At 58.1% G+C, this 19,619-nt stretch carries 17 protein-coding genes; 16 read left to right on the top strand and 1 reads right to left on the bottom strand.

All coding sequences use genetic code 11. From position 1 onward, the window contains the following. Positions 1-201: 201 nt before the first annotated feature. The 9 genes from hflK (at position 202) to Q1K07_RS00045 (ending at position 10,701) form a co-directional block, all read left to right on the top strand. A complete protein-coding gene (gene hflK / locus Q1K07_RS00085) occupies positions 202-1,458 on the top strand; it encodes an FtsH protease activity modulator HflK (protein WP_300305924.1) in 1,257 nt (418 codons plus the stop codon). Then, complete coding sequence (gene hflC / locus Q1K07_RS00080; RefSeq protein WP_300305921.1) at positions 1,459-2,337, top strand: protease modulator HflC; 879 nt, start codon at positions 1,459-1,461, stop codon at positions 2,335-2,337. Between the two features lie 212 nt (positions 2,338-2,549). Then, complete coding sequence (locus tag Q1K07_RS00075; RefSeq protein ID WP_300305918.1) at positions 2,550-3,746, top strand: ATP phosphoribosyltransferase regulatory subunit; 1,197 nt, start codon at positions 2,550-2,552, stop codon at positions 3,744-3,746. Positions 3,747-3,879: 133 nt separating this feature from the next. Beyond that, on the top strand, positions 3,880-5,175 hold the full coding sequence (locus Q1K07_RS00070; RefSeq protein ID WP_300305915.1) for an adenylosuccinate synthase: 1,296 nt from the start codon (positions 3,880-3,882) through the stop codon (positions 5,173-5,175). Between the two features lie 448 nt (positions 5,176-5,623). After that, on the top strand, positions 5,624-7,195 hold the full coding sequence (locus Q1K07_RS00065; protein WP_300305912.1) for a Re/Si-specific NAD(P)(+) transhydrogenase subunit alpha: 1,572 nt from the start codon (positions 5,624-5,626) through the stop codon (positions 7,193-7,195). Positions 7,196-7,210: 15 nt separating this feature from the next. Continuing rightward, complete coding sequence (locus tag Q1K07_RS00060) at positions 7,211-8,653, top strand: NAD(P)(+) transhydrogenase (Re/Si-specific) subunit beta (RefSeq protein ID WP_300305909.1); 1,443 nt, start codon at positions 7,211-7,213, stop codon at positions 8,651-8,653. Between the two features lie 118 nt (positions 8,654-8,771). Next, positions 8,772-9,851 (top strand): NAD(P)H-dependent glycerol-3-phosphate dehydrogenase, encoded by a 1,080-nt coding sequence (locus Q1K07_RS00055; protein WP_300305905.1) that lies wholly within the window; start codon positions 8,772-8,774, stop codon positions 9,849-9,851. Next, positions 9,844-10,344, top strand: a complete 501-nt coding sequence (sixA, locus tag Q1K07_RS00050) for a phosphohistidine phosphatase SixA (RefSeq protein ID WP_300305902.1) — start codon at positions 9,844-9,846, stop codon at positions 10,342-10,344. The genes Q1K07_RS00055 and sixA overlap by 8 nt, the downstream gene beginning before the upstream one ends. A 15-nt stretch (positions 10,345-10,359) precedes the next feature. Beyond that, on the top strand, positions 10,360-10,701 hold the full coding sequence (locus Q1K07_RS00045) for an antibiotic biosynthesis monooxygenase (protein WP_300305899.1): 342 nt from the start codon (positions 10,360-10,362) through the stop codon (positions 10,699-10,701). Positions 10,702-10,731: 30 nt separating this feature from the next. Here Q1K07_RS00045 and Q1K07_RS00040 read toward each other — a convergent pair whose 3' ends face one another. Continuing rightward, entirely contained in the window at positions 10,732-11,688 is a 957-nt protein-coding gene (locus tag Q1K07_RS00040) for an AEC family transporter (RefSeq protein ID WP_300305896.1), read from the bottom strand. Positions 11,689-11,959: 271 nt separating this feature from the next. Between Q1K07_RS00040 and kdgD the strand changes: the two genes are divergently transcribed. The 7 genes from kdgD to Q1K07_RS00005 all read left to right on the top strand — a co-directional run. Continuing rightward, positions 11,960-12,877 carry a 5-dehydro-4-deoxyglucarate dehydratase gene (gene kdgD / locus Q1K07_RS00035; RefSeq protein ID WP_300305893.1) on the top strand — a complete coding sequence of 306 codons (918 nt, stop codon included), beginning with the start codon at positions 11,960-11,962 and terminating at the stop codon, positions 12,875-12,877. 69 nt (positions 12,878-12,946) lie between these two features. Then, positions 12,947-14,005: an ABC transporter substrate-binding protein gene (locus Q1K07_RS00030; protein ID WP_300305890.1), complete on the top strand. Its 1,059-nt coding sequence runs from the start codon at positions 12,947-12,949 to the stop codon at positions 14,003-14,005. A gap of 78 nt (positions 14,006-14,083) precedes the next feature. Then, positions 14,084-14,527, top strand: a complete 444-nt coding sequence (locus Q1K07_RS00025) for a tripartite tricarboxylate transporter TctB family protein (RefSeq protein ID WP_300305887.1) — start codon at positions 14,084-14,086, stop codon at positions 14,525-14,527. Between the two features lie 17 nt (positions 14,528-14,544). Then, positions 14,545-16,053, top strand: a complete 1,509-nt coding sequence (locus Q1K07_RS00020) for a tripartite tricarboxylate transporter permease (protein ID WP_300305885.1) — start codon at positions 14,545-14,547, stop codon at positions 16,051-16,053. Continuing rightward, complete coding sequence (garD, locus tag Q1K07_RS00015) at positions 16,050-17,621, top strand: galactarate dehydratase (RefSeq protein ID WP_300305882.1); 1,572 nt, start codon at positions 16,050-16,052, stop codon at positions 17,619-17,621. Before Q1K07_RS00020 ends, garD begins: the two co-directional genes overlap by 4 nt. A 108-nt stretch (positions 17,622-17,729) precedes the next feature. Further along, positions 17,730-19,055: an enolase C-terminal domain-like protein gene (locus Q1K07_RS00010; RefSeq protein ID WP_366945000.1), complete on the top strand. Its 1,326-nt coding sequence runs from the start codon at positions 17,730-17,732 to the stop codon at positions 19,053-19,055. Between the two features lie 129 nt (positions 19,056-19,184). Further along, positions 19,185-19,619: aldehyde dehydrogenase family protein (locus Q1K07_RS00005; RefSeq protein WP_300305876.1), on the top strand; the 435-nt coding region annotated here is incomplete at its 3' end.

Here is a 19,619-nt window from a genome sequence, read left to right as displayed (position 1 = left end):
GAATGGCTCAACTGGTGCTCTAGAAATCAGGGTTCTAAAAATCAGGTATTCTAGAAATCAGGTGTTCTGGATGAGTTTTCCAGGATCGATAGAAACGCAGGATGGCCAAGAATGTAGCGAGCCGTGAGTGGGTTCGGATATAAGACAAGGATCGCAACCGATGCTCCTCTGCAGAGAGGAGCACCAGAGTGGAGACATTGTATGGCCTGGAATGAGCCTGGTGGCGGCAACGGCAACCAGCATGACCCCTGGAGTGGCGGGGGGCGCCGTGGCGGTAGTGGCGGCGGCAACAAGGGCGGAGGTGATAATCAAGGGGGACCTCCAGACCTCGATGAAGCGCTGAAGAAGTTTCAGGACAAGCTCAACAACATGTTGGGTGGCCGTGGCAGTCGTGGCGGGAAGGGTGGTCGTGGCGGCCGGGGAGGGCGTTCGCGTAACCCCTTCACCTTGCCGGGATTGCTGATCATCATTGCGTTGGCAATATGGGCGGCCAGTGGCTTTTATCTGGTCGACCAGTCTGAACGAGGCGTGGTTCTGCGCTTTGGCAAGTTCCAGGAAGTGGTCTCGCCAGGTCTGCAGTGGAATCCGCCGCTGATTGATGATGTACGCATGGTCAATGTGACCCGTGTGCGTTCTGTCAGCCAGACGCAGTCAATGCTGACCCAGGATGAGAACATCGTCTCGGTGGAAATCTCGGCTCAGTATCAGGTTGCCGATCCGCGTGCCTATGTCCTCAATGTCCGTGACCCGGAACTGTCCCTGGCCAATGCTCTCGACTCGGCCCTGCGCCATGTCGTCGGCGGCACCGACATGATCGATATCCTGACCTCTGGTCGTGAGATTCTTGGCTCTGCTGTATCCAACCGCTTGCAGTCCTACATGGACAGCTATGGTACGGGCATCAGTCTGGTGACCTTGAACGTCGAGTCGACCTCGCCGCCTGATGCGGTGCAGGATGCCTTCGACGACGTCATCCGTGCGCGTGAGGATCGTCAGCGCACCATTAACGAAGCCATGGCTTACGCCAATGCCATCATTCCGGCTGCTCAGGGGCAGGCTCAACGCGTTGTCGAGCAGGGCCAGGGGTATCGTGAGTCTGTGGTCGCCGAGGCGCGTGGTCAGGCCAGCCGTTTCTCTGCCTTGCTGGCGCAATATCGTGATGCTCCGCAGATCATGCGCGAACGTCTCTATCTTGATGCGATCAGTGAAGTACTTGGCCAGACCAACAAGGTGCTGGTGGATGTAGGCCAGAACAGTCCGTTGATGGTTCTTCCCATGGACAAGCTGAGTCGTTCCAGTGGCTCCAGTGCGGCAGCGTCGGACGCTGACCATCAGCTGGATCCCAAGGTGCTCGAGCGCATTCGAGCTGAATCACGGGCAGCTGGCGAAAGCAGCACATCCAGCAGCAGTGTTCGCAGCTCTGGCGGTAGTACTGGTATCCAGCGGGAGGGTCGCTAAATGATCAATAACAAGTCTCTGATCATTGTCGGTGGCCTGGCAGCTCTGGCCTGGCTCGCCAGCAACACTCTGTACGTGGTCGACGAGACCCAGCGTGCGGTGAAGCTGCGCTTTGGTGAGGTCATCGAGGAAAATATCCAGCCGGGCCTGCATGCCAAGGTGCCGATCACCCAGACCATCCGCAAGTTCGACACTCGTGTGCTGACGCTGGATACCGACGCCAGCCGCTATCTGACCAGAGAGCAGAAAGCGGTAATCGTGGACTCCTACGTCAAGTGGCAGGTGATCAATCCGACACGCTACTACGAGGCGACGGCAGGCGATGAATTGATGGCAGTACGCCTGATTCAGCCGCGGGTCGATGAGAGTCTGCGTAATGAGTTCGGTCAGCTCAGCCTGCAGCAGATCATCTCGGAAAAACGTGATGAACTGATGTCCGGTCCTACCGCGGATCTCGATGCATTGATGCGTGAGGAGCTTGGTGTGGCAATCCTCGATATCCGCGTCAAGCGCATCGACCTGCCAGAGGACGTATCCTCGGCGGTATATGACCGTATGCGCTCTGAACGTGAGCGCGAAGCTCGCGAGTGGCGCGCTCAAGGGAAGGAAGAGGCCGAGCGCATCCAGGCCAACGCGGATCGCCGTCGTCAGGTATTGCTGGCTCAGGCCAACGAACGGTCAGAGACCTTGCGTGGTGAAGGCGATGCCGAGGCTGCGGCAATCTATGCCCAGGCATATGATCAGGACCGCGAGTTCTACTCGTTCTGGCGCAGTCTCAATGCATATCGTGACACCTTCGGAGCTTCCGATGGCAACATGATGGTGCTTGATCCGTCCAGCGACTTCTTCCGTTATCTGAAGAGTCCGGACGCCAATTGAGGTAATGGGTACACCTCTGTGCAGTACAGGGGTGTACCCGAGCCATAAAGCTGATAGAATCTGTCAACCGGGCGTGGCCCGGTTTTTTTGTGCGATTTTTTTGTGCTGCCACTTCCGTTCATCGCCTGCACGCTGGGGGAAATACTGCCCCCGATAGTGCGCGAGGTTTCGCGTGCGCGCAGGCTTGGCCCACAGTCCAAGCAGGATAAGACATGACCATCGCTGACCGCTGGCTCTTGCCCGACGGCATGGACGAGGTACTGCCGCCTCAAGCCAGTCGCATGGAGGAGTTGCGCCGGGCGCTGCTCGACCTTTATCACCTATGGGGCTATGACCAGGTCATGCCGCCTCCGGTAGAGTTTCTCGACTCTCTACTTACCGGTATAGGCACCGATCTTGATCTGCAGACCTTCAAGCTCACTGATCAACTCAGTGGTCGCATGATGGGAGTCAGTGCTGACGTCACTCCCCAGGTAGCACGTATGGACGCCCACTCGCTCAAGCGCGAGGGGCCGGTGCGTCTGTGCTACTGCACCAATGTGTTGCGTGCCAAGGCTGACCAGCATCAAGGGGGGCGTAGCCCGGTGCAGGTCGGGGTCGAGCTGTTCGGACATGCCAGCCTTGCTGCGGATCTCGAGATATTGCGCCTGGCCCTGGAGAGTCTGGATGTGGCCGGTGCTCACGAAATCCACCTGGCTCTGGGGCATGTGGGTATCTATCGTAATCTTGTACAGGCTGCGGACCTGAGCCAGGAAGCCCAGGATGCTTTCTCCGCTGCCTTGGCGCTGAAGTCGCCGGGCCAGCTGGAGGAGCAGGTCACGCGTCATGTCAGTGACCCAGCACTGGCTGACATGTTCCGGGCACTGGAGGATCTGCATGGTGGGCCAGAAGTGCTTGAACGCGCTCGTGAGGTATTCGCCGAAGCGCCCCAAGCGGTCAACGATGCGCTCGACAAGCTGTGCGACCTGTACCGTGGTGTGAGTGCCGAGCACCCAGAGGTTGCCTACTACTTCGATCTGTCGGAACTGCGTGGCTATCAGTACCACACTGGCATGATGTTTGCCGCCTATGTGCCGGGCTATGGCCAGGCGTTGGCCAAGGGGGGGCGCTACGATGATACCGGCCGGGTTTTTGGTCGTGCCCGTCCGGCTACGGGGTTCTCCATGGATCTCAAGGTGCTGGCATCACTGGCACCGAAGGAACCTGCCAAGGATGCTGTCTGGGCGCCAGCCGAGGACGCCGAGGGCTTGAGCGAGGCCATTCAGGCCTTGCGGGCGCAGGGTCGCAGGGTGGTTCGCGCTCTGCCTGGTCAGCGTACCGGAGCAGAGCAGCATGGCTGCTGTGAGCGCCTGGTCAATACGAAGCAAGGCTGGACATTGGCGCCCCTCGATAAGGCGGAGTCTGCTTGATCAAGAACGGCGTGACCTGCAGTGCGGGTCATGCAGCGTTAATTTCGTGCGCTTTCGCACATGACATTTCCGATGCGCCATGGCGCAGCACATTTTCGCAGCGCCATGGCGCTAAACGGAGAGATGAGAAGCAATGGGCAAGAACGTAGTCGTACTGGGCACCCAATGGGGCGATGAGGGCAAGGGCAAGGTGGTTGACCTGCTGACCGAGTCTGCTTCTGCGGTGGTGCGTTTCCAGGGCGGTCACAATGCGGGTCACACCCTGGTGATTGATGGCGAAAAGACCGTCCTGCATCTGATTCCTTCCGGCATCCTGCGCGAAGACAAGACCTGTGTGATCGGTAATGGTGTCGTGCTCTCCCCGGAAGCTCTGCTCAAGGAGATTCACGAGCTGGAGGCCAAAGGCGTGCCTGTGCGTGAGCGCCTGCGCCTGTCGCCGGCCTGTCCGTTGATCCTGGATTACCATGTGCGTCTCGACCAGGCGCGTGAGAAAGCTCGTGGTGTCGCCAAGATCGGTACCACCGGTCGCGGTATTGGCCCGGCCTATGAAGACAAGGTAGCGCGCCGCGGCCTGCGTCTGGGCGACATGCTTCACCGTGAACGTTTTGCCTCCAAGCTGGGGGAAGTGCTGGATTATCACAACTTCGTGTTGACTCAGTACCATGGCGAACCGGCAGTGGACTTCCAGTCCGTTCTCGACAGCGCCATGCAGATGGCTGACGAGTTGCGGCCCATGGTCGCCGATACCGTGGGATTGGTTCACGACCTGCGCAAGGCTGGCGAAAATATCCTGTTCGAGGGAGCCCAGGGCTCTCTGCTGGATATTGACCACGGTACCTACCCGTATGTGACCAGCTCCAACACCACGGCTGGTGGTACCGCGACAGGCTCTGGTGTCGGTCCTCTGTATCTGGATTACGTGCTGGGTATCACCAAGGCTTACACCACGCGTGTCGGTTCTGGTCCTTTCCCCACTGAGCTGTTCGATGAGCATGGCCGTCACCTGGCTGAGCGTGGTCATGAGTTCGGTGCGACCACTGGACGTGCCCGTCGTTGCGGCTGGTTCGATGCCGTGGCTCTGCGTCATGCGGTGCAGATCAACTCCGTGTCAGGCTTGTGTCTGACCAAGCTGGACGTTCTCGATGGCTTGGAGAACATCCGTGTCTGTGTGGGGTATCGCAGCAAGGATGGTGAAGTGCTGGACAACCCTGTGGATTCCGAAGGTTACGAGGCCGTCGAGCCTGTCTACCAGGACCTGCCGGGTTGGAATGAGTCCACTCTGGGTGTCAAGCGTGTCGAGGACCTGCCGGCCAGCGCCCGCGCTTATATCAGCTTCCTCGAGGAGCAGGTAGGGACACCGATCGATATCATCTCCACAGGTCCCGATCGCAACGAAACCATTGTGCTGCGTAACCCGTTTTCTGGCTGATCAGTAGCGGAGTTGGCAGGCAAGACGATACTCGGTAGACCTTCGAGGTAGGCCGGGTATCGGGAAACTCTTGATACAACTAAACAGGTTGAACCAAGTCTCTCATGACAGGTGTAGCGAAATCAGATAACACCAAGTCGGGGAGATATAATAAACATTGTAAGAAGGCTGACATCATTGTCGGCCTTTTTTATGTGAATTCTGAAGAGAAGGTTCTCTGAATGGATTCAGTAATTTGTGGTTATGTTGCTATGCACAATAATAATACATGTACCTCTTGTGTCGGTATCCACAAGAGGTAACACTGATAGGAACGACAAAAAGTAATAGATAGCAAGCGAAACATAATAAGTGAGATTAACGTGCAGCTTGTCGTACTGCTCGGCCAATGATTGGCGGAGAAGGTTCGCACGTGTCCATATAACGTTGGCCACATGGGAGATCCATAGTGATAGTTGGAGCACTAAGGGAAAAGTACGAGGGGGAAGCGCGAGTAGCGTTGACCCCCGAAAGTGCTGGGCAGATTCAGAAACTGGGCCATGAATGCCTGATTGAGAGTGGTGCCGGAGAGCTTGCTGGGTTCTCTGATGAAACTTACGAACAGGCGGGCGTTACCGTGGTGGCGAACGCACAGGCGTTGTTCGATCAGGCCGATGTGGTGGTCAAGGTGCGTGAGCCGAGTCAGCAAGAGGCTGACCAGCTGCGCAAGGACCAGACCCTGATCAGCTTCTTCTGGCCAGGCCAGAATGAAGAGATGCTGGAGCGTTGCAAGGACAGGGGCGCCAATGTCATTGCCATGGACATGGTGCCGCGGATCTCCCGTGCCCAGAAGATGGACGCCCTGTCTTCCATGGCCAATATTTCCGGGTATCGTGCCGTCATCGAAGCCGGCAACCAGTTTGGCCGCTTCTTCACCGGACAGGTGACAGCGGCGGGCAAGGTGCCTCCAGCCAAGGTGCTGGTCATTGGTGCCGGCGTCGCCGGTCTGGCGGCCATCGGCACTGCGACCAGCCTGGGTGCTGTGGTACGTGCCTTCGATGTGCGCCCGGAAGTGGCGGAACAGATCGAATCGATGGGCGCTGAGTTCCTGTTCCTGGACTTCGAGGATAGCCAGGATGGCGCTGCGACAGGTGGCTATGCGGCGCCTTCCAGCCCTGAATTCCGCGAGAAGCAACTGGAGCTGTTCCGTCAGCAGGCTTCGGAAGTGGACATTGTCATTACCACCGCCCTGATTCCGGGCCGTCCTGCGCCGAAGCTATGGCTGGATGACATGGTCAAGGCCATGAAGCCGGGCTCCGTGGTCGTCGATCTGGCCGCTGAGCGTGGCGGTAACTGCGATGCTACCGTGCCCAACGAGCGCATTGTCACTGACAATGGCGTGGTCGTGGTGGGTTACACGGACTTCCCTTCGCGCATGGCAACCCAGTCATCACTGCTGTATTCCACCAACATCCGCCACATGTTGACCGATCTGACGCCGGAAAAGGACGGTCAGATCGTGCATGACATGGAAGATGACGTCATTCGTGGTGCCACGGTTACCTACCAGGGCGAAATCACTTTCCCGCCGCCGCCTCCCAAGGTTCAGGCAATCGCAGCCGCGAAGCCCAAGCCCAAGGAAAAGGAGCTGACCGCGGAAGAGAAGAAGGCCGCGGAACATGCCTCCTTCGTGGCTCAGAGCAAGCGCCAGGTCGGTATGCTTGCCGCTGGTGGTGTGCTGATGCTACTGCTGGGCCAGGTGGCACCGGCTTCTTTCATGCAACATTTCATTGTCTTCGCGCTGTCATGCTTCGTGGGCTTCCAGGTGATCTGGAACGTCAGTCACTCACTGCATACACCGCTAATGGCAGTCACCAATGCCATTTCCGGGATCATCGTTCTCGGTGCTGTTCTCCAGGTAGGATCGGGCAGTTGGCTGGTCACGCTGCTGGCGGGTATCGCGGTGCTGATTGCATCCATCAACATCGTGGGTGGCTTCCTGGTGACACGCCGGATGCTGGCCATGTTCCAGAAGTCCTGACCGCGGAGATACGATATGTTTGGACATCAATTCGTAACTGCCGCGGCAATCGCGGCAAGTGTCCTGTTCATCCTCTCGCTAGGTGGACTGAGTAACCAGGAAAAGGCCAAGCGAGCGGTATGGTATGGCATCGTCGGCATGGGCCTGGCGGTGTTCTTTACGGCCTTCGGGCCGGGTATCGGCAGCTATTGGCTGATGCTGCCGATGATGGCCATCGGTGCGGCCATCGGTGTGGTGGTGGCAAAAAAGGTCGAAATGACCGAGATGCCGCAATTGGTTGCTGCCCTGCATTCCTTCGTCGGCCTGGCGGCAGTGTTTGTTGGCTGGAACGCGGATCTTGAACGCGAGCGTGTCCTGGCCATGCGCGCGGCCGGAGAATCGCTTGATTCCCTGTCGGCCTTTGCCGGGACATTGGCGCACAAGACAGCCGCAGAACTGGCCTTCCTGCAGGTCGAAGTTGTGCTGGGCGTATTCATCGGTGCGGTGACATTCACTGGTTCGGTGATCGCTTTCGGCAAGTTGGCAGGCAAGATCGATGGCAAGCCCAGGCAGTTTCCGGGTGGTCATTGGTTGAATGCCGGTGCGGCGGTACTGTCCGTGCTGCTGGCCATTGCCTACTTCAATGGCGCTGGCTTCTGGACGCTGCTGCTGATTGCTGTTCTGGCATTCTTCATCGGCTGGCACCTGATTCAGGGTATCGGTGGTGCTGACATGCCGGTGGTGGTGTCGATGCTCAACAGTTACTCCGGTTGGGCAGCAGCGGCTATCGGTTTTACCCTGTCCAACGATCTGCTGATCGTGACCGGGGCCCTGGTGGGTTCTTCCGGTGCAATTCTGTCGTACATCATGTGCAAGGCGATGAACCGCAAGTTCATCAACGTCATCCTGGGTGGCTTTGGTGGCAGCAAGGGCCCGGCAGCCGAGATCGAAGGCGAGCAGATTGCCATCGACTCCGGAGGCGTGTCCGCTGCGCTGAATGATGCTGACAGTGTCATCATCGTTCCAGGATACGGCATGGCCGTGGCCCAGGCGCAGAACGCTGTCAGCGACCTGGTACGCAAGTTGCGTGCGGCAGGCAAGGAAGTGCGTTTCGGTATTCACCCGGTAGCGGGGCGCTTGCCTGGCCACATGAACGTGCTGCTGGCCGAAGCCAGGGTGCCGTATGACATCGTGCTGGAAATGGATGAAATCAACGACGACTTTGCCTCCACGGACGTGGTCATCGTCATTGGCTCCAACGACATCGTCAACCCCGCCGCTCAGGAAGACCCCAACAGTCCCATTGCGGGAATGCCGGTCCTGAAAGTGTGGGAAGCCAAGCAGGTGTTCGTGAGCAAGCGCGGTCAGGGAACGGGATACTCCGGTATCGAGAACCCGCTGTTCTACAAGGAGAATACCCGCATGTTCTATGGTGATGCGCGGGAGAGTATCGACTCTCTGCTGTCCTTGATCGACTAGTTGCTGTCGATCGACGAATACCCGCGTCATCAATTGCAGCATGTCCTGATGGAAACGCCCCTTGCGAGGGGCGTTTTTCGTTACAATCCGTACAGGACATTCTTGGGTTGGAGACAGTATGACTGATGAGCGCATGACGGTAGCGGTTCTGGGCGGTGGTAGCTTCGGCACGGCGCTGGCCAGCATCGCCGCGGACAATGGTTGCGAAGTGCACCAATGGTTGCGGGATGCCTCCCTGGTGGAAAGCATCAACCGTGATCATCGCAACCCGCGCTATCTGCCAGATTACGTCATCAATTCCGCGGTGGTGGCTTCGACTGACATGAGCAAGGTACTGGATGGCGCCGATGTCGTTCTGGTGGCCATTCCATCGAAGGCTTTTGCTGACGTCGTACGACAGGCGCGCCCCTGGCTCAAGCCGGAGCAGACTCTGGTCAGTACGACCAAGGGAATTCAGGAAGATGGCTTCAAGCTGATGAGCCAGATTCTCGAGGACGAAACCGGCTTTTCCCATGTCGGTGTGTTGTCTGGCCCCAACCTGGCATCGGAAGTGGCCGACAAGCAGCTCACCGCCACGGTAATCGCCAGCCAGGATGCCACGACGCGTTCACGCATCCAGGCTGCCTTGGGGTGTGATTACTTTCGCGTGTATGCCAGCAACGATCGCTATGGTGTCGAGCTGGGTGGCGCACTGAAGAATATCTATGCCATTGCAGCAGGTATGGCAGCCGCTCTGGGCATGGGAGAAAACACACGAAGCATGTTGATGACCCGGGCATTGGCCGAGATGAGCCGTTTTGCCGTGGCCCGTGGCGCCAATCCCATGACGTTCCTTGGCCTGGCAGGGGTAGGGGATCTGATCGTGACATGCTCTTCCCAACTGTCGCGCAACTATCGGGTCGGCTACGCCCTGGGCCAGGGCAAGACACTGGAGGAGGCAGTGGAATCCCTGGGGCAGGTAGCGGAAGGCGTCAACACGGTTCGCCTGGTGCGCGATAAGGCGCGCGAGGACAATGTCTACATGCCGCTGGCCGAGGGGCTTTTTCAGGTGTTGTTCGAGGGCGTGCCAGCCCGAGAGATGGCAAAGTTGCTGATGCGTGGCGAGCAGAGCAGTGATGTGGAATTCGTGCTGCCTCGCGAGCATGTGCAGCAGGATCAGCGACAGGCAGAAAACCCCGGGGAGCGAAGCGATGGCTGAACCCTTGTTGATCATGCGCCATGGTCAGGCGGAGCCTGGTTTTCCTGATCCTGATCGACGCCTGTCCAGGAAAGGTGAGAAAGAGGCCCGCCGCATGGGGCGTTGGCTGGCCAAGCGCAAGGACCTGGATATTGCACGTCTGCGCCTTGTTGCCAGCCCATACGTGCGTGCCCAGCAGACCGCGGCCCTGGTAGCGGATGCCCTGGCCGACAGGTCAGGGAGCGAACCTGATATCGACACTCTTGAACTGATCACCCCGGATGATTCTCCCCAGCTCGTCATCGATTGGCTGCTGGGCGAGGATGACGATTGTCCGTTGCTGCTGGTCAGCCATATGCCGCTGGTCGCAGCACTCACCGGTATGCTGATCGAAGGGCGCAGTGATGCCGGCATCGGCTTTTCCACGGCCGCCATTGCGGAGTTACACGCCGATGTACGTGCTGCCGGTTGCTCGCGCCTTGTTGGCCTGATGTCACCGTCGCAGTTGAAATGAGCCGTCGCAGCTGAAATGAATCACAGCGAACAGGAGAACCCGATGGGCTATATCGTCAATAACCGGATCTATGTGAATTCTGGCTTCGAAGAAGAATTCGAAACACGCTTCCGTGCCCGGGTCGGCCAGATCGACAAGCAGCCTGGTTTTGTTGCCATGCGCGTATTGCGCCCAATGGGCAACCAGGCCCCTTATGTCGTCGAAACCGAATGGGAAAGCCAGGAGGCCTTTCGTGCCTGGGTCGGCAGTGAAGATTTCAAGCTTGCCCATGCCAACCCCCTGCCCAAGGAAGCCACCCGTGAAGGAGGCGGCCTGGAACAGTTCGAGGTGGTGGTGGGAACGGAATCCAGGGGCTGAGACAGAGACTCGCCAAGACAGGAGCTCAGCCTAGATCAGTCCACTGACCCGCAGTACAAACACCCCAGCCGTTACCGTGATGCTGGCCATGAGTGTCGTCAGGGCGATGATATTGGCAGTGAGCGTTTCGCCGCCCCCCATGGCCTTGGCCATGACAAAGGCCGCGGCCGCGGTGGGACTGGCGAAGAACAGGAACAGTACGCCCAGCTCCCGTCCTTCGAAACCGCACGCCCAGGCCAGCCAGGTAGCGACCGCCGGAATGACCACCATCTTGGCGATACTGGCACTGAACGTGGTGCGATACCCCTGGCGCAGGGCACGAGTGGAAAGAGTGGCGCCGATGCAGATCAAGGCCAGTGGCAGGGTCAGTGAGGCGAAGTAATGGCCACTGGTTTGCAGCCACTTGGGCAGGTCGATATCAAGGATGGCCAGCGGGATGGCCGCCAGCACAGACAGAATCAACGGATTATGCAGGATATGGCGAAAGATGCTGGCCCAGTCCACCCCAGTGCCATCCTGGCGTTCCTGGTAAGTGGCCAGGGCGATCACCGACAGCACGTTATAGCTCAGTATCACCACCCCCAGCAGCAGGCCTCCTGTCGAAAGGCCTTCGTTACCGTACATTCCCGCTGCCAGTGCCAGGCCGACAATGCCGGCATTGCCCCGAAAAGCCCCCTGGATATAGATGCCGCGTAGTGGTCGTTGTACTCGCAGAATGGCCCAGCCCCAACACGCCAGAAAGCTGGCCAGTGTGGCCAGGGCAAAGAAGCCCAATAGCCAGGGATTGAACGTCGTATCGAGATCGGCATCCAGCAGGCTGAGGAAGATCAGTGTTGGCAGGGTGCCACGAAATACCAGTCTGGATGCGGTGTTGACGAAGGTCTGGTCGATCCACTTCAAACGCTTGAGACCGATACCGATGAAGACCATGGCAAAGACCGGCAGGGTGATATTGAGGGTGGCGAGAAAGATATCGAGGAGCGACATTCCGCTGTCCTGGAGGTAAGGCTGACCTCTTTGTTCACGACCTGACGAGATCGATTCCAGATGCTGTCAGTAGTGATCGGGAAGGCAGGGTGGTGGTTAAACTTTGGTCTAAATCTACCATATCGTCTCTTGTCAGTCAGTTTCAGGATGTCTAGTTTATCATTTGTATGATGTATGACATTGGAGCTACCAAGAGACGCGCCACCATTCATGCGCGTGTCTCCTCCCGGCTTCATGTCCCCACTAGATCAGGTGAGATGAGGACTATCAGGTGAGTTTCACACGCGAACAAGTCAAAAAGGCCATTGGCGATGGGTTGCTGTCATTTCCAGTGACAGATTTCGATGATCAAGGGCGCTTTGACGCTGACAGCTATCACAAGCGTCTGGAGTGGTTCATCAGCCACGACATTTCTGCCGTGTTCGTTGCGGGGGGTACCGGGGAATTCTTCAGCCTGTCTGTCGATGACTACCGTGAAGTGGTGCGTCTGGCCGTAAAGACTGTTGCTGGCAAGATTCCAGTGATTGCCAGTGCCGGCCTTAGCGTCGCTACCGGTTCCACCTTCGCCCGAATTGCCGAGGAAGAGGGCGCCGATGGCATCCTGCTGATGCCGCCTTATCTGACCGAGTGTCCTCAGGATGGTCTGGTCGAGTATGCCCGTCAGATCTGTGATTCCACTTCCATCAGCGTGATCTATTACAACCGTGGCAATGGCGTGATGAATGCACGCTCCGTGCAGCGCCTGGCCGATGCCTGCCCGAACCTGATCGGTCTCAAGGATGGCAAGGGTGACATGCAGGCCCTGAACCGGATCATCAAGTCCGTTGGTGAGCGGCTCAGCTATGTCGGGGGAGTACCCACGGCAGAGATCATGGCCGAAGCCTATCTCGCGGTTGGCGTGAATACCTACTCATCCGCCGTCTTCAACTTCGTGCCCGATATGGCAGTCACGTTCTACAAGGCGCTACGTGCAGGAGACGCCGACACGGTGCGCAAGATTTCCCGTGAGTTCTTCCTGCCCTTTGTCGATCTGCGCGACAGCAAGTCCGGTTATGCCGTGAGTCTGATCAAGGAAGGCACCAAGCTGATTGGCCGTCCTTCCGGTGGCGTACGTGCTCCACTGGAGATGCCTGATGCCGAAGAAAGTGCTCGACTTGCACAGCTGATCGAGCGTGCCAAGAGCTTCTGAGCACCTGTGCTGCGTAACGGCCCATATCATTAACGACACCAATAACAATGATGGTCTGAGAGGTGAAAGATGAGCACGCCCAAGAATTCCTTTGCATTTGGCATGATCGCATCTGCGCTTGCTGCAACACTGGCCCTGGGGGCTGGTGTTGCCATGGCGGCAGATGGGCCTCTGCGCGGTAATGTACGTGTCGTGATCGGCTCCAGCTCCACCGGTGGCGATACCTACCAGAACTCCTCCATCGTGGTGGACAAGCTGGCCGAGAAGCTGGGGGTTCGCATGAAGGTCGATGCGGTAGGGGTGAGTGCTGCCTATCGTGCGCTGGATCGTGATCCACGTGGCAATACCCTGATGATCTTCCATGATCAGTCCTACCTCGGAAACCTTTATGGCGTGGAAGGCTATGAGGACCCCTTCGAGAACTACATCATCGGTCCGACCATTGCCATCAATCCTGGCAATGCCTATCTGGTTCCCAAGGACTCTCCCTACCAGACGCTGGATGACATTATCGAGGCGGTGGGCAATGGCACGACAGTTCGTGTCGCGATTCAACCGGGCGGTGTCTCGGAAATCGGCTATACCGCGCTCAAGAATGCCATTCGCATTGAGCACCCTGGGAAGGAAGACAACCTGGTGGCGGTCAATACCGGCTCTCAGGCGGACAAGAACCAGCTGCTGTTCGATGACCAGGCCGATCTGATCAATGGTTCTGTGCAGGCCAACGAGCAGTACACGCGCTTGCCGGAAGACGACCAGAAGGCCATGCGCTTCGTCTGGCTGACGGCCCGGAACGACACTATCCAGCAGGCACCGGAAAGCGGCCTCGGCGAAACCGACCGCGAGACTCTGCTGCAGTATGTGGAACCCAATGTCAGCGTGACCATGGGCGATGAAGACTTCACCTTCGATAAGGAGTTCTTCTTCCTCTACAACAAGGACATGGACCCGGCGATTGTCGAGCAGATCGACGCCACGCTGGAAGAGATCTATGCCGAAGGGGAAATCCAGGAAGAGCAGAAGAAGTCCTTCTTCATCCCGGACTTCATGCCTTCAGATGAGGCCCTGGCCCATCTCAAGGAAAAGGCGTCTCGCTACGAAGACATCATCGACAGCCTCAAAAAGTAAGCGGGGGCTCTTCTCTGGTACGGGAAAGGCGCGGCCTAGGTCGGCGCTTTTCCCTGTCGATGCCCTCCCGGAGTCACTATGGAATCCGCACAGTCTTCCCTGTTCAACGTCTCGATTGATTTCGGGACCTCGCACTTGTTTTTTCCGCACATCATTCACTGGATTCTGGCGATTCTGTTTGCCTTCATCCTGGTGCTGAAAGTCCTGCCTTTCCTTGCCGCTGTCAGGCGTGGAGAGCGAACGCTTCCCATCATCGGGGAGCCAATGCATGTCGGCCTGTTCATCGGAACGCTGGTTCTGATAGCGGCATATTTCTATCTGATGGGAGTGGTCGGTGAGCTGTTTCCGTACACCGGGCTTGGCTTTCTGTTCACTTCGATTGTCTTTGTATTCCTCATGTCGTTGATGTTCATGGGCAGAAAATCCAGGCGCAAGGTTATCACCGCTCTGGTCAATGCCATCGTCGCGCCCACTCTGGCCTGGTTCATTCTGGGCAAGCTGTTCTACATCACCTTGCCCTGACGGAGGCGGCTATCATCATGGATATTCTGGCTTCACTCGATTTTTCCTTCTTCCTGCTGGCAGCCCTGGGGACCCTGGTCGGGATCATCTTCGGTGCCATTCCTGGAATGACCGCAACCATGGCCGTGGCTGTCTGCTTGCCGTTGACCTATGCCTTGGGGCTGGAGCATGGCCTGGCGTTGTTGCTGGGGCTCTATGTCGGCGGGATTTCCGGAGGCATGGTGCCTGCCGTTCTGCTCAATATCCCCGGGACGCCTTCCTCGATCACCACGACCTTCGATGGCTATCCCATGGCCCAGAAAGGCGAAGGTGAGAGAGCGCTGAAAGTCTGCATCGTGGCCTCGCTGGTGGGTGGCCTGATCAGTGCTGCGGTACTGTTTCTGTTTGCTCCCATGCTGGCGGACTTCTCGATCAAGTTCTCCTACGTGGAAAAGTTCCTGATCATCCTGCTGGCGCTGACGGTCATTGCTTCACTGTCGAGCAACATGTTGGTCGGGGTATTCAGCGGAGTGATCGGCATCTGGCTGAGCCTGATCGGTACCTACAGCCTGTCTGACGGAGGCAACGGCAAGACGCGCCTGATGTTCGATTTCCTCGAACCCTATCTGGTCGATGGCTTTGCCCTGTTGCCGGTTCTGATCGGGATCTTCGGTATTTCCACCATTCTGCTGGAGGCGGAAAAGGGTGTGAAAGGTGGGCTTTCCGGCCAATCTCTGAAGGTTGGCAAGGAAGGCCATTTTTCTCTGGGCATGTTCAAGGGGCGGCTGACAAACCTGGTGCGTTCATCCTTCATCGGCACCTTTGTTGGCATGTTGCCCGGTGTTGGTGGCAGTGCCGCCTCGGTACTGGCCTATACCCAGGAAAAGAACCTGGCCAAGGACTCCAGCCAGATGGGCAAGGGAGCGCCGCAAGGTCTGATTGCTTCCGAGTCAGCCAACAATGCACTGACCGGCGGGGCACTGATTCCGCTGCTTTCCCTGGGGATTCCCGGTGACTCCACCACCGCAGTACTGATCGGAGCCTTCACGCTACAGGGGATTCAGGTCGGTCCGCTGTTCATTCCGGAAAACTCCGCGACCTGGTATGTCATGATGGTGGCGCTGGTGTTTGCCAACTTCGTGATGTTCTTCTTGATGTTCTTTGCCATCAAGCACATTGCCAAGGTGGTACTGGTACCCAAGTACATTCTCTATCCCATCATCGTGATGATGTGCGTGGTCGGTGCCTACGCCATCAACTACGGCATCATGTTCGATGTCTGGACCCTGTTGATCTTTGGTGTGGTCGGATATCTGGTGCAGAAGATCGGCCTTGAAGTCGCCCCCTTGATCATCGGCTTCATCCTGGGCGGCTCGGCGGAGGTCTACTTCGTCAAGAGCCTGGAATCCTTTGGCACCTATTCCATCTTCTTTACCAAGAGCCCCATTGCCATGGTGCTGTGGGGATTGATTGCCGCATCGGTGATCTTTGCCATCGTGATGGAATACAAGAAGCGGGCACAACATCGCCTGGAGGCAGCTCAGTGAAGTTTAATCAGACTCCCAAGACGCATGTCATCAAGGTTCATCCTGATGACAACGTGGCCATCGTCGTGGAGGCGGGTGGCCTGAGCGAAGGCACGCGCATTACCGATGATGTGGTGCTGGTTGCGGCCATTCCCCAAGGCCACAAGGTGGCACTTACCGAGCTGGCCGAGGGCGATACAGTGGTTCGCTATGGCGAAGTCATCGGCACCGCCACCTGTGCCATTCCCAAGGGTGGCCACGTCAATGAAACCAATGTGCGCTTGCCGACACCACCGCCCCTCGACAGCTTGCCGCTGGCGACGCGCAAGGCAGCGCCCGTAGAGCCGCTCGAAGGTTACACCTTTGAAGGCTTTCGCAACCCGGATGGCAGTGTCGGCACCAAGAACGTGCTGGGTATTTCCACCAGCGTGCAATGCGTGGCGGGCACCGTGGAACATGTCGTCCAGCGCATCAAGCGCGAACTGCTGCCGCGTTTCCCCAATGTGGATGATGTCGTGGGGCTCAATCATGCCTATGGCTGTGGGGTGGCAATCAATGCTCCGGCGGCGATAGTGCCGATTCGGACCCTGAAGAACATTGCCTTGAATCCCAATTTCGGCAACGAAGTGATGGTCATCGGTCTGGGCTGCGAGAAGCTGCAGCCTTCGACACTGATCGACGATCGCCCGGTCAAGATCTACGAGAACACCGAGGCAGCGAATCCCGATGCCAATGTGCTGAGCCTTCAGAATGAATCCTTCCAGGGCTTTGGCGACATGATCGACGGCATCCTGGCCATGGCCGAACGCCACCTGGAGCGCCTCAACCGTCGCCGCCGCGAGACTTGCCCGGTTTCCGATCTGGTGGTGGGGACTCAGTGTGGCGGCAGTGATGCCTTTTCTGGCGTGACGGCCAACCCTGCTGTCGGTTTTGCGGCAGATCTCATCGTGCGGGCAGGCGGCAGCGTGATGTTCTCCGAAGTCACGGAGGTTCGGGATGCCATCCACTTGCTGACGCCACGAGCCGTGACCCCGGAAGTGGGGCAGGCATTGCTCGACCAGATGGCCTGGTACGACGACTATCTGTCCCTGGGGCAGGCTGATCGCAGTGCCAATCCATCCCCAGGCAACAAGAAGGGGGGATTGAGCAATGTGGTGGAAAAAGCGCTGGGCTCAGTCATCAAGTCCGGCAATTCTCCGATAGCGGACGTCATCGGTCCTGGAGAGCGCCTGCGCAGCAAGGGGCTGACCTTTGCCGCGACCCCAGCCAGTGACTTTGTCTGCGGCACCCTGCAATTGGCGGCAGGCATGAACCTGCAGGTGTTCACCACCGGGCGAGGGACGCCCTACAACCTGTCCATGGCTCCTGTGATCAAGGTGTCCAGCAACTCGACCCTTGGCCAACGCTGGCATGACCTCATTGATCTGGATGCCGGGCGTATTGCCACTGGAGAAGCTTCCATCGAAGACATCGGCTGGGAGCTGTTCCACCTGATTCTTGATGTGGCCAGCGGTCGCAAGCAGGTCGCGGCAGATCGGCTGGGGCTCTACAACGACCTGGTGCTGTTCAACCCTGCTCCGGTGACGTAAAGGCCTCGCCATCGCAAGCGTCTGTCATCGGCGCTCGATATAGATGGCTGTGTCATACGTGATCGTGCTTTCCGTTTTTTCTGATTCTGTTTTTCCGAGGCTCAACCGATGTTCCCGAAAATCACGCAAATGAAGATCGTGCCCGTTGCTGGTGAAGATGGTTTCCTGCTCAATCTCAGTGGTGGGCATGCCCCCTGGTTCATCCGCTGTGTCGTAATACTGGAAGATGATGCCGGCAACCGTGGCGTCGGGGAGATTCCCTCTAGTGCAGGCATTCTCAAGGGCTTGGAACAGTGCCGTGCGCTGGTGGAAGGCGCTCGGGTCAATGAGGTCAAGCAGGTATTGAGCCGAGTGCGTCAGGCGCTGTCACAGATTGGCCCGGAAGAACGTGGTCGCCAGACCTTCGACCTGCGCGTGGCGGTGCATGTGATCACTGCCATCGAATCCGCCCTGTTCGACCTGTTCGGCCAGGCGCTGGGAATGCCGGTGGCGGATCTGCTGGGACAGTATGGCCGTCAACGCGATGAGGTCGAGGCGCTGGGTTATCTGTTCCTGCTCGGCGATCCGGACAAGACTGACCTGCCTTATCCGAAAGTCACCAATCCGGTGGATGCCTGGGACGAAGTGCGCTATCGCGAGGCCTTGACCCCGGAAGCGGTCGCCAACCTGGCCAAGGCCGCCTATGAGCGCTACGGTTTCAAGGACTTCAAGCTCAAAGGGGGCGTGTTGCGCGGGGAAGAAGAAGCGGACTGCATTCGCGCCTTGCATGAGGCGTTCCCCGAGGCACGTCTGACTCTCGACCCCAATGGCGCCTGGAAACTGGACGAAGCCGTGCGCGTACTGGAGCCGATCAAGGATCTGCTCAGCTATGCCGAAGACCCCTGCGGTCAGGAGGGCGGCTACTCCGGTCGCGAGACCATGGCCGAGTTCAAGAAGCGCACCGGTCTGCCCACGGCAACCAACATGATCGCTACCGACTACCAGCAGTTGAAGCTGGCGGTACAGCTCAACGCCGTGGACATTCCGCTGGCGGATTGCCATTTCTGGACCATGCAAGGGGCCGTGGCAGTCGGTGAGTTGTGCAACGAGTGGGGCATGACATGGGGCTCGCACAGCAACAACCACTTCGATATCTCCTTGGCGATGATGACCCATGTGGCTGCTGCCTGCCCGGGGCAGATCACCGCCATTGATACCCACTGGATCTGGCAGGACGGGCAGCGTATCACCAAGGAACCCTTCAAGATTCAGGGTGGCAAGCTGCGCGTTCCCGATGCTCCTGGCCTGGGCGTCGAGCTGGACGATGCCAAGTTGATGGAAGCCCACGAGAAATACCGTGGATTAGATGTGACCCAACGCAATGATGCCATGGCCATGCAGTTTCTGATTCCCGGCTGGGAGTTCGATCCCAAGCGTCCAGCGCTTGTTCGTTAATCAGATCCTCGTTCATTAAATCGTTCAACAACTCGGACATTAACTCGGTTATTAACCCAGTCATTAACTTGGTTCTTAGCTCGATAATTAACTCGGTTATTAACTCGGTTATTAACTACAGGAGGCAACATGAACCTCGAAGGCAAGCAACTGATTGGCAGCCAGGCGGTTGTGGCTTCCGGCAGCCCCATCCATGGCATCAACCCGGCCACCGGCGAGCGCCTTGAGCCCGGCTATCCCGGCGGCGGCACGGCCGAGGTCGAGCGTGCCTGTGAACTCGCTTGGCAGGCCTTCGATGCCTATCGCGAAACCGGGCCCGAACAGCGTGCGTCCTTTCTGGAAACCATCGCCGATGAAATCGAGGCCATTGGCGATGACCTGATCGTGCGCGCCATGGCCGAATCGGGCCTGCCACGCGCCCGCCTGGAAGGTGAGCGTGGCCGGACCTGCGGCCAGCTACGCCTGTTTGCCCAGGTGGTGCGTGCCGGCGAATGGCTGGATGTGCGCATCGACCCGGCACTGCCTGAACGTCAGCCGCTACCGCGCGTCGATCTGCGCCAGCGT

This window comes from Halomonas sp. (assembly GCF_029263665.1).
Classification (GTDB): domain Bacteria; phylum Pseudomonadota; class Gammaproteobacteria; order Pseudomonadales; family Halomonadaceae; genus Halomonas.
This window is presented reverse-complemented; position numbering and strand designations above follow the sequence as displayed.

Excerpts from the sequence above, each read along its gene's own strand:
- hflK (WP_300305924.1), top strand. The coding sequence starts at position 202 with ATGGCCTGGAATGAGCCTGGTGGCGGCAACGGCAACCAGCATGACCCC.
- hflC (WP_300305921.1), top strand. The coding sequence starts at position 1,459 with ATGATCAATAACAAGTCTCTGATCATTGTCGGTGGCCTGGCAGCTCTG.
- Q1K07_RS00075 (WP_300305918.1), top strand. The coding sequence starts at position 2,550 with ATGACCATCGCTGACCGCTGGCTCTTGCCCGACGGCATGGACGAGGTA.
- Q1K07_RS00070 (WP_300305915.1), top strand. The coding sequence starts at position 3,880 with ATGGGCAAGAACGTAGTCGTACTGGGCACCCAATGGGGCGATGAGGGC.
- Q1K07_RS00060 (WP_300305909.1), top strand. The coding sequence starts at position 7,211 with ATGTTTGGACATCAATTCGTAACTGCCGCGGCAATCGCGGCAAGTGTC.
- Q1K07_RS00055 (WP_300305905.1), top strand. The coding sequence starts at position 8,772 with ATGACTGATGAGCGCATGACGGTAGCGGTTCTGGGCGGTGGTAGCTTC.
- sixA (WP_300305902.1), top strand. The coding sequence starts at position 9,844 with ATGGCTGAACCCTTGTTGATCATGCGCCATGGTCAGGCGGAGCCTGGT.
- Q1K07_RS00045 (WP_300305899.1), top strand. The coding sequence starts at position 10,360 with ATGAATCACAGCGAACAGGAGAACCCGATGGGCTATATCGTCAATAAC.
- Q1K07_RS00040 (WP_300305896.1), bottom strand. The coding sequence starts at position 11,688 with ATGTCGCTCCTCGATATCTTTCTCGCCACCCTCAATATCACCCTGCCG.
- Q1K07_RS00030 (WP_300305890.1), top strand. The coding sequence starts at position 12,947 with ATGAGCACGCCCAAGAATTCCTTTGCATTTGGCATGATCGCATCTGCG.
- Q1K07_RS00025 (WP_300305887.1), top strand. The coding sequence starts at position 14,084 with ATGGAATCCGCACAGTCTTCCCTGTTCAACGTCTCGATTGATTTCGGG.
- Q1K07_RS00020 (WP_300305885.1), top strand. The coding sequence starts at position 14,545 with ATGGATATTCTGGCTTCACTCGATTTTTCCTTCTTCCTGCTGGCAGCC.
- Q1K07_RS00010 (WP_366945000.1), top strand. The coding sequence starts at position 17,730 with ATGTTCCCGAAAATCACGCAAATGAAGATCGTGCCCGTTGCTGGTGAA.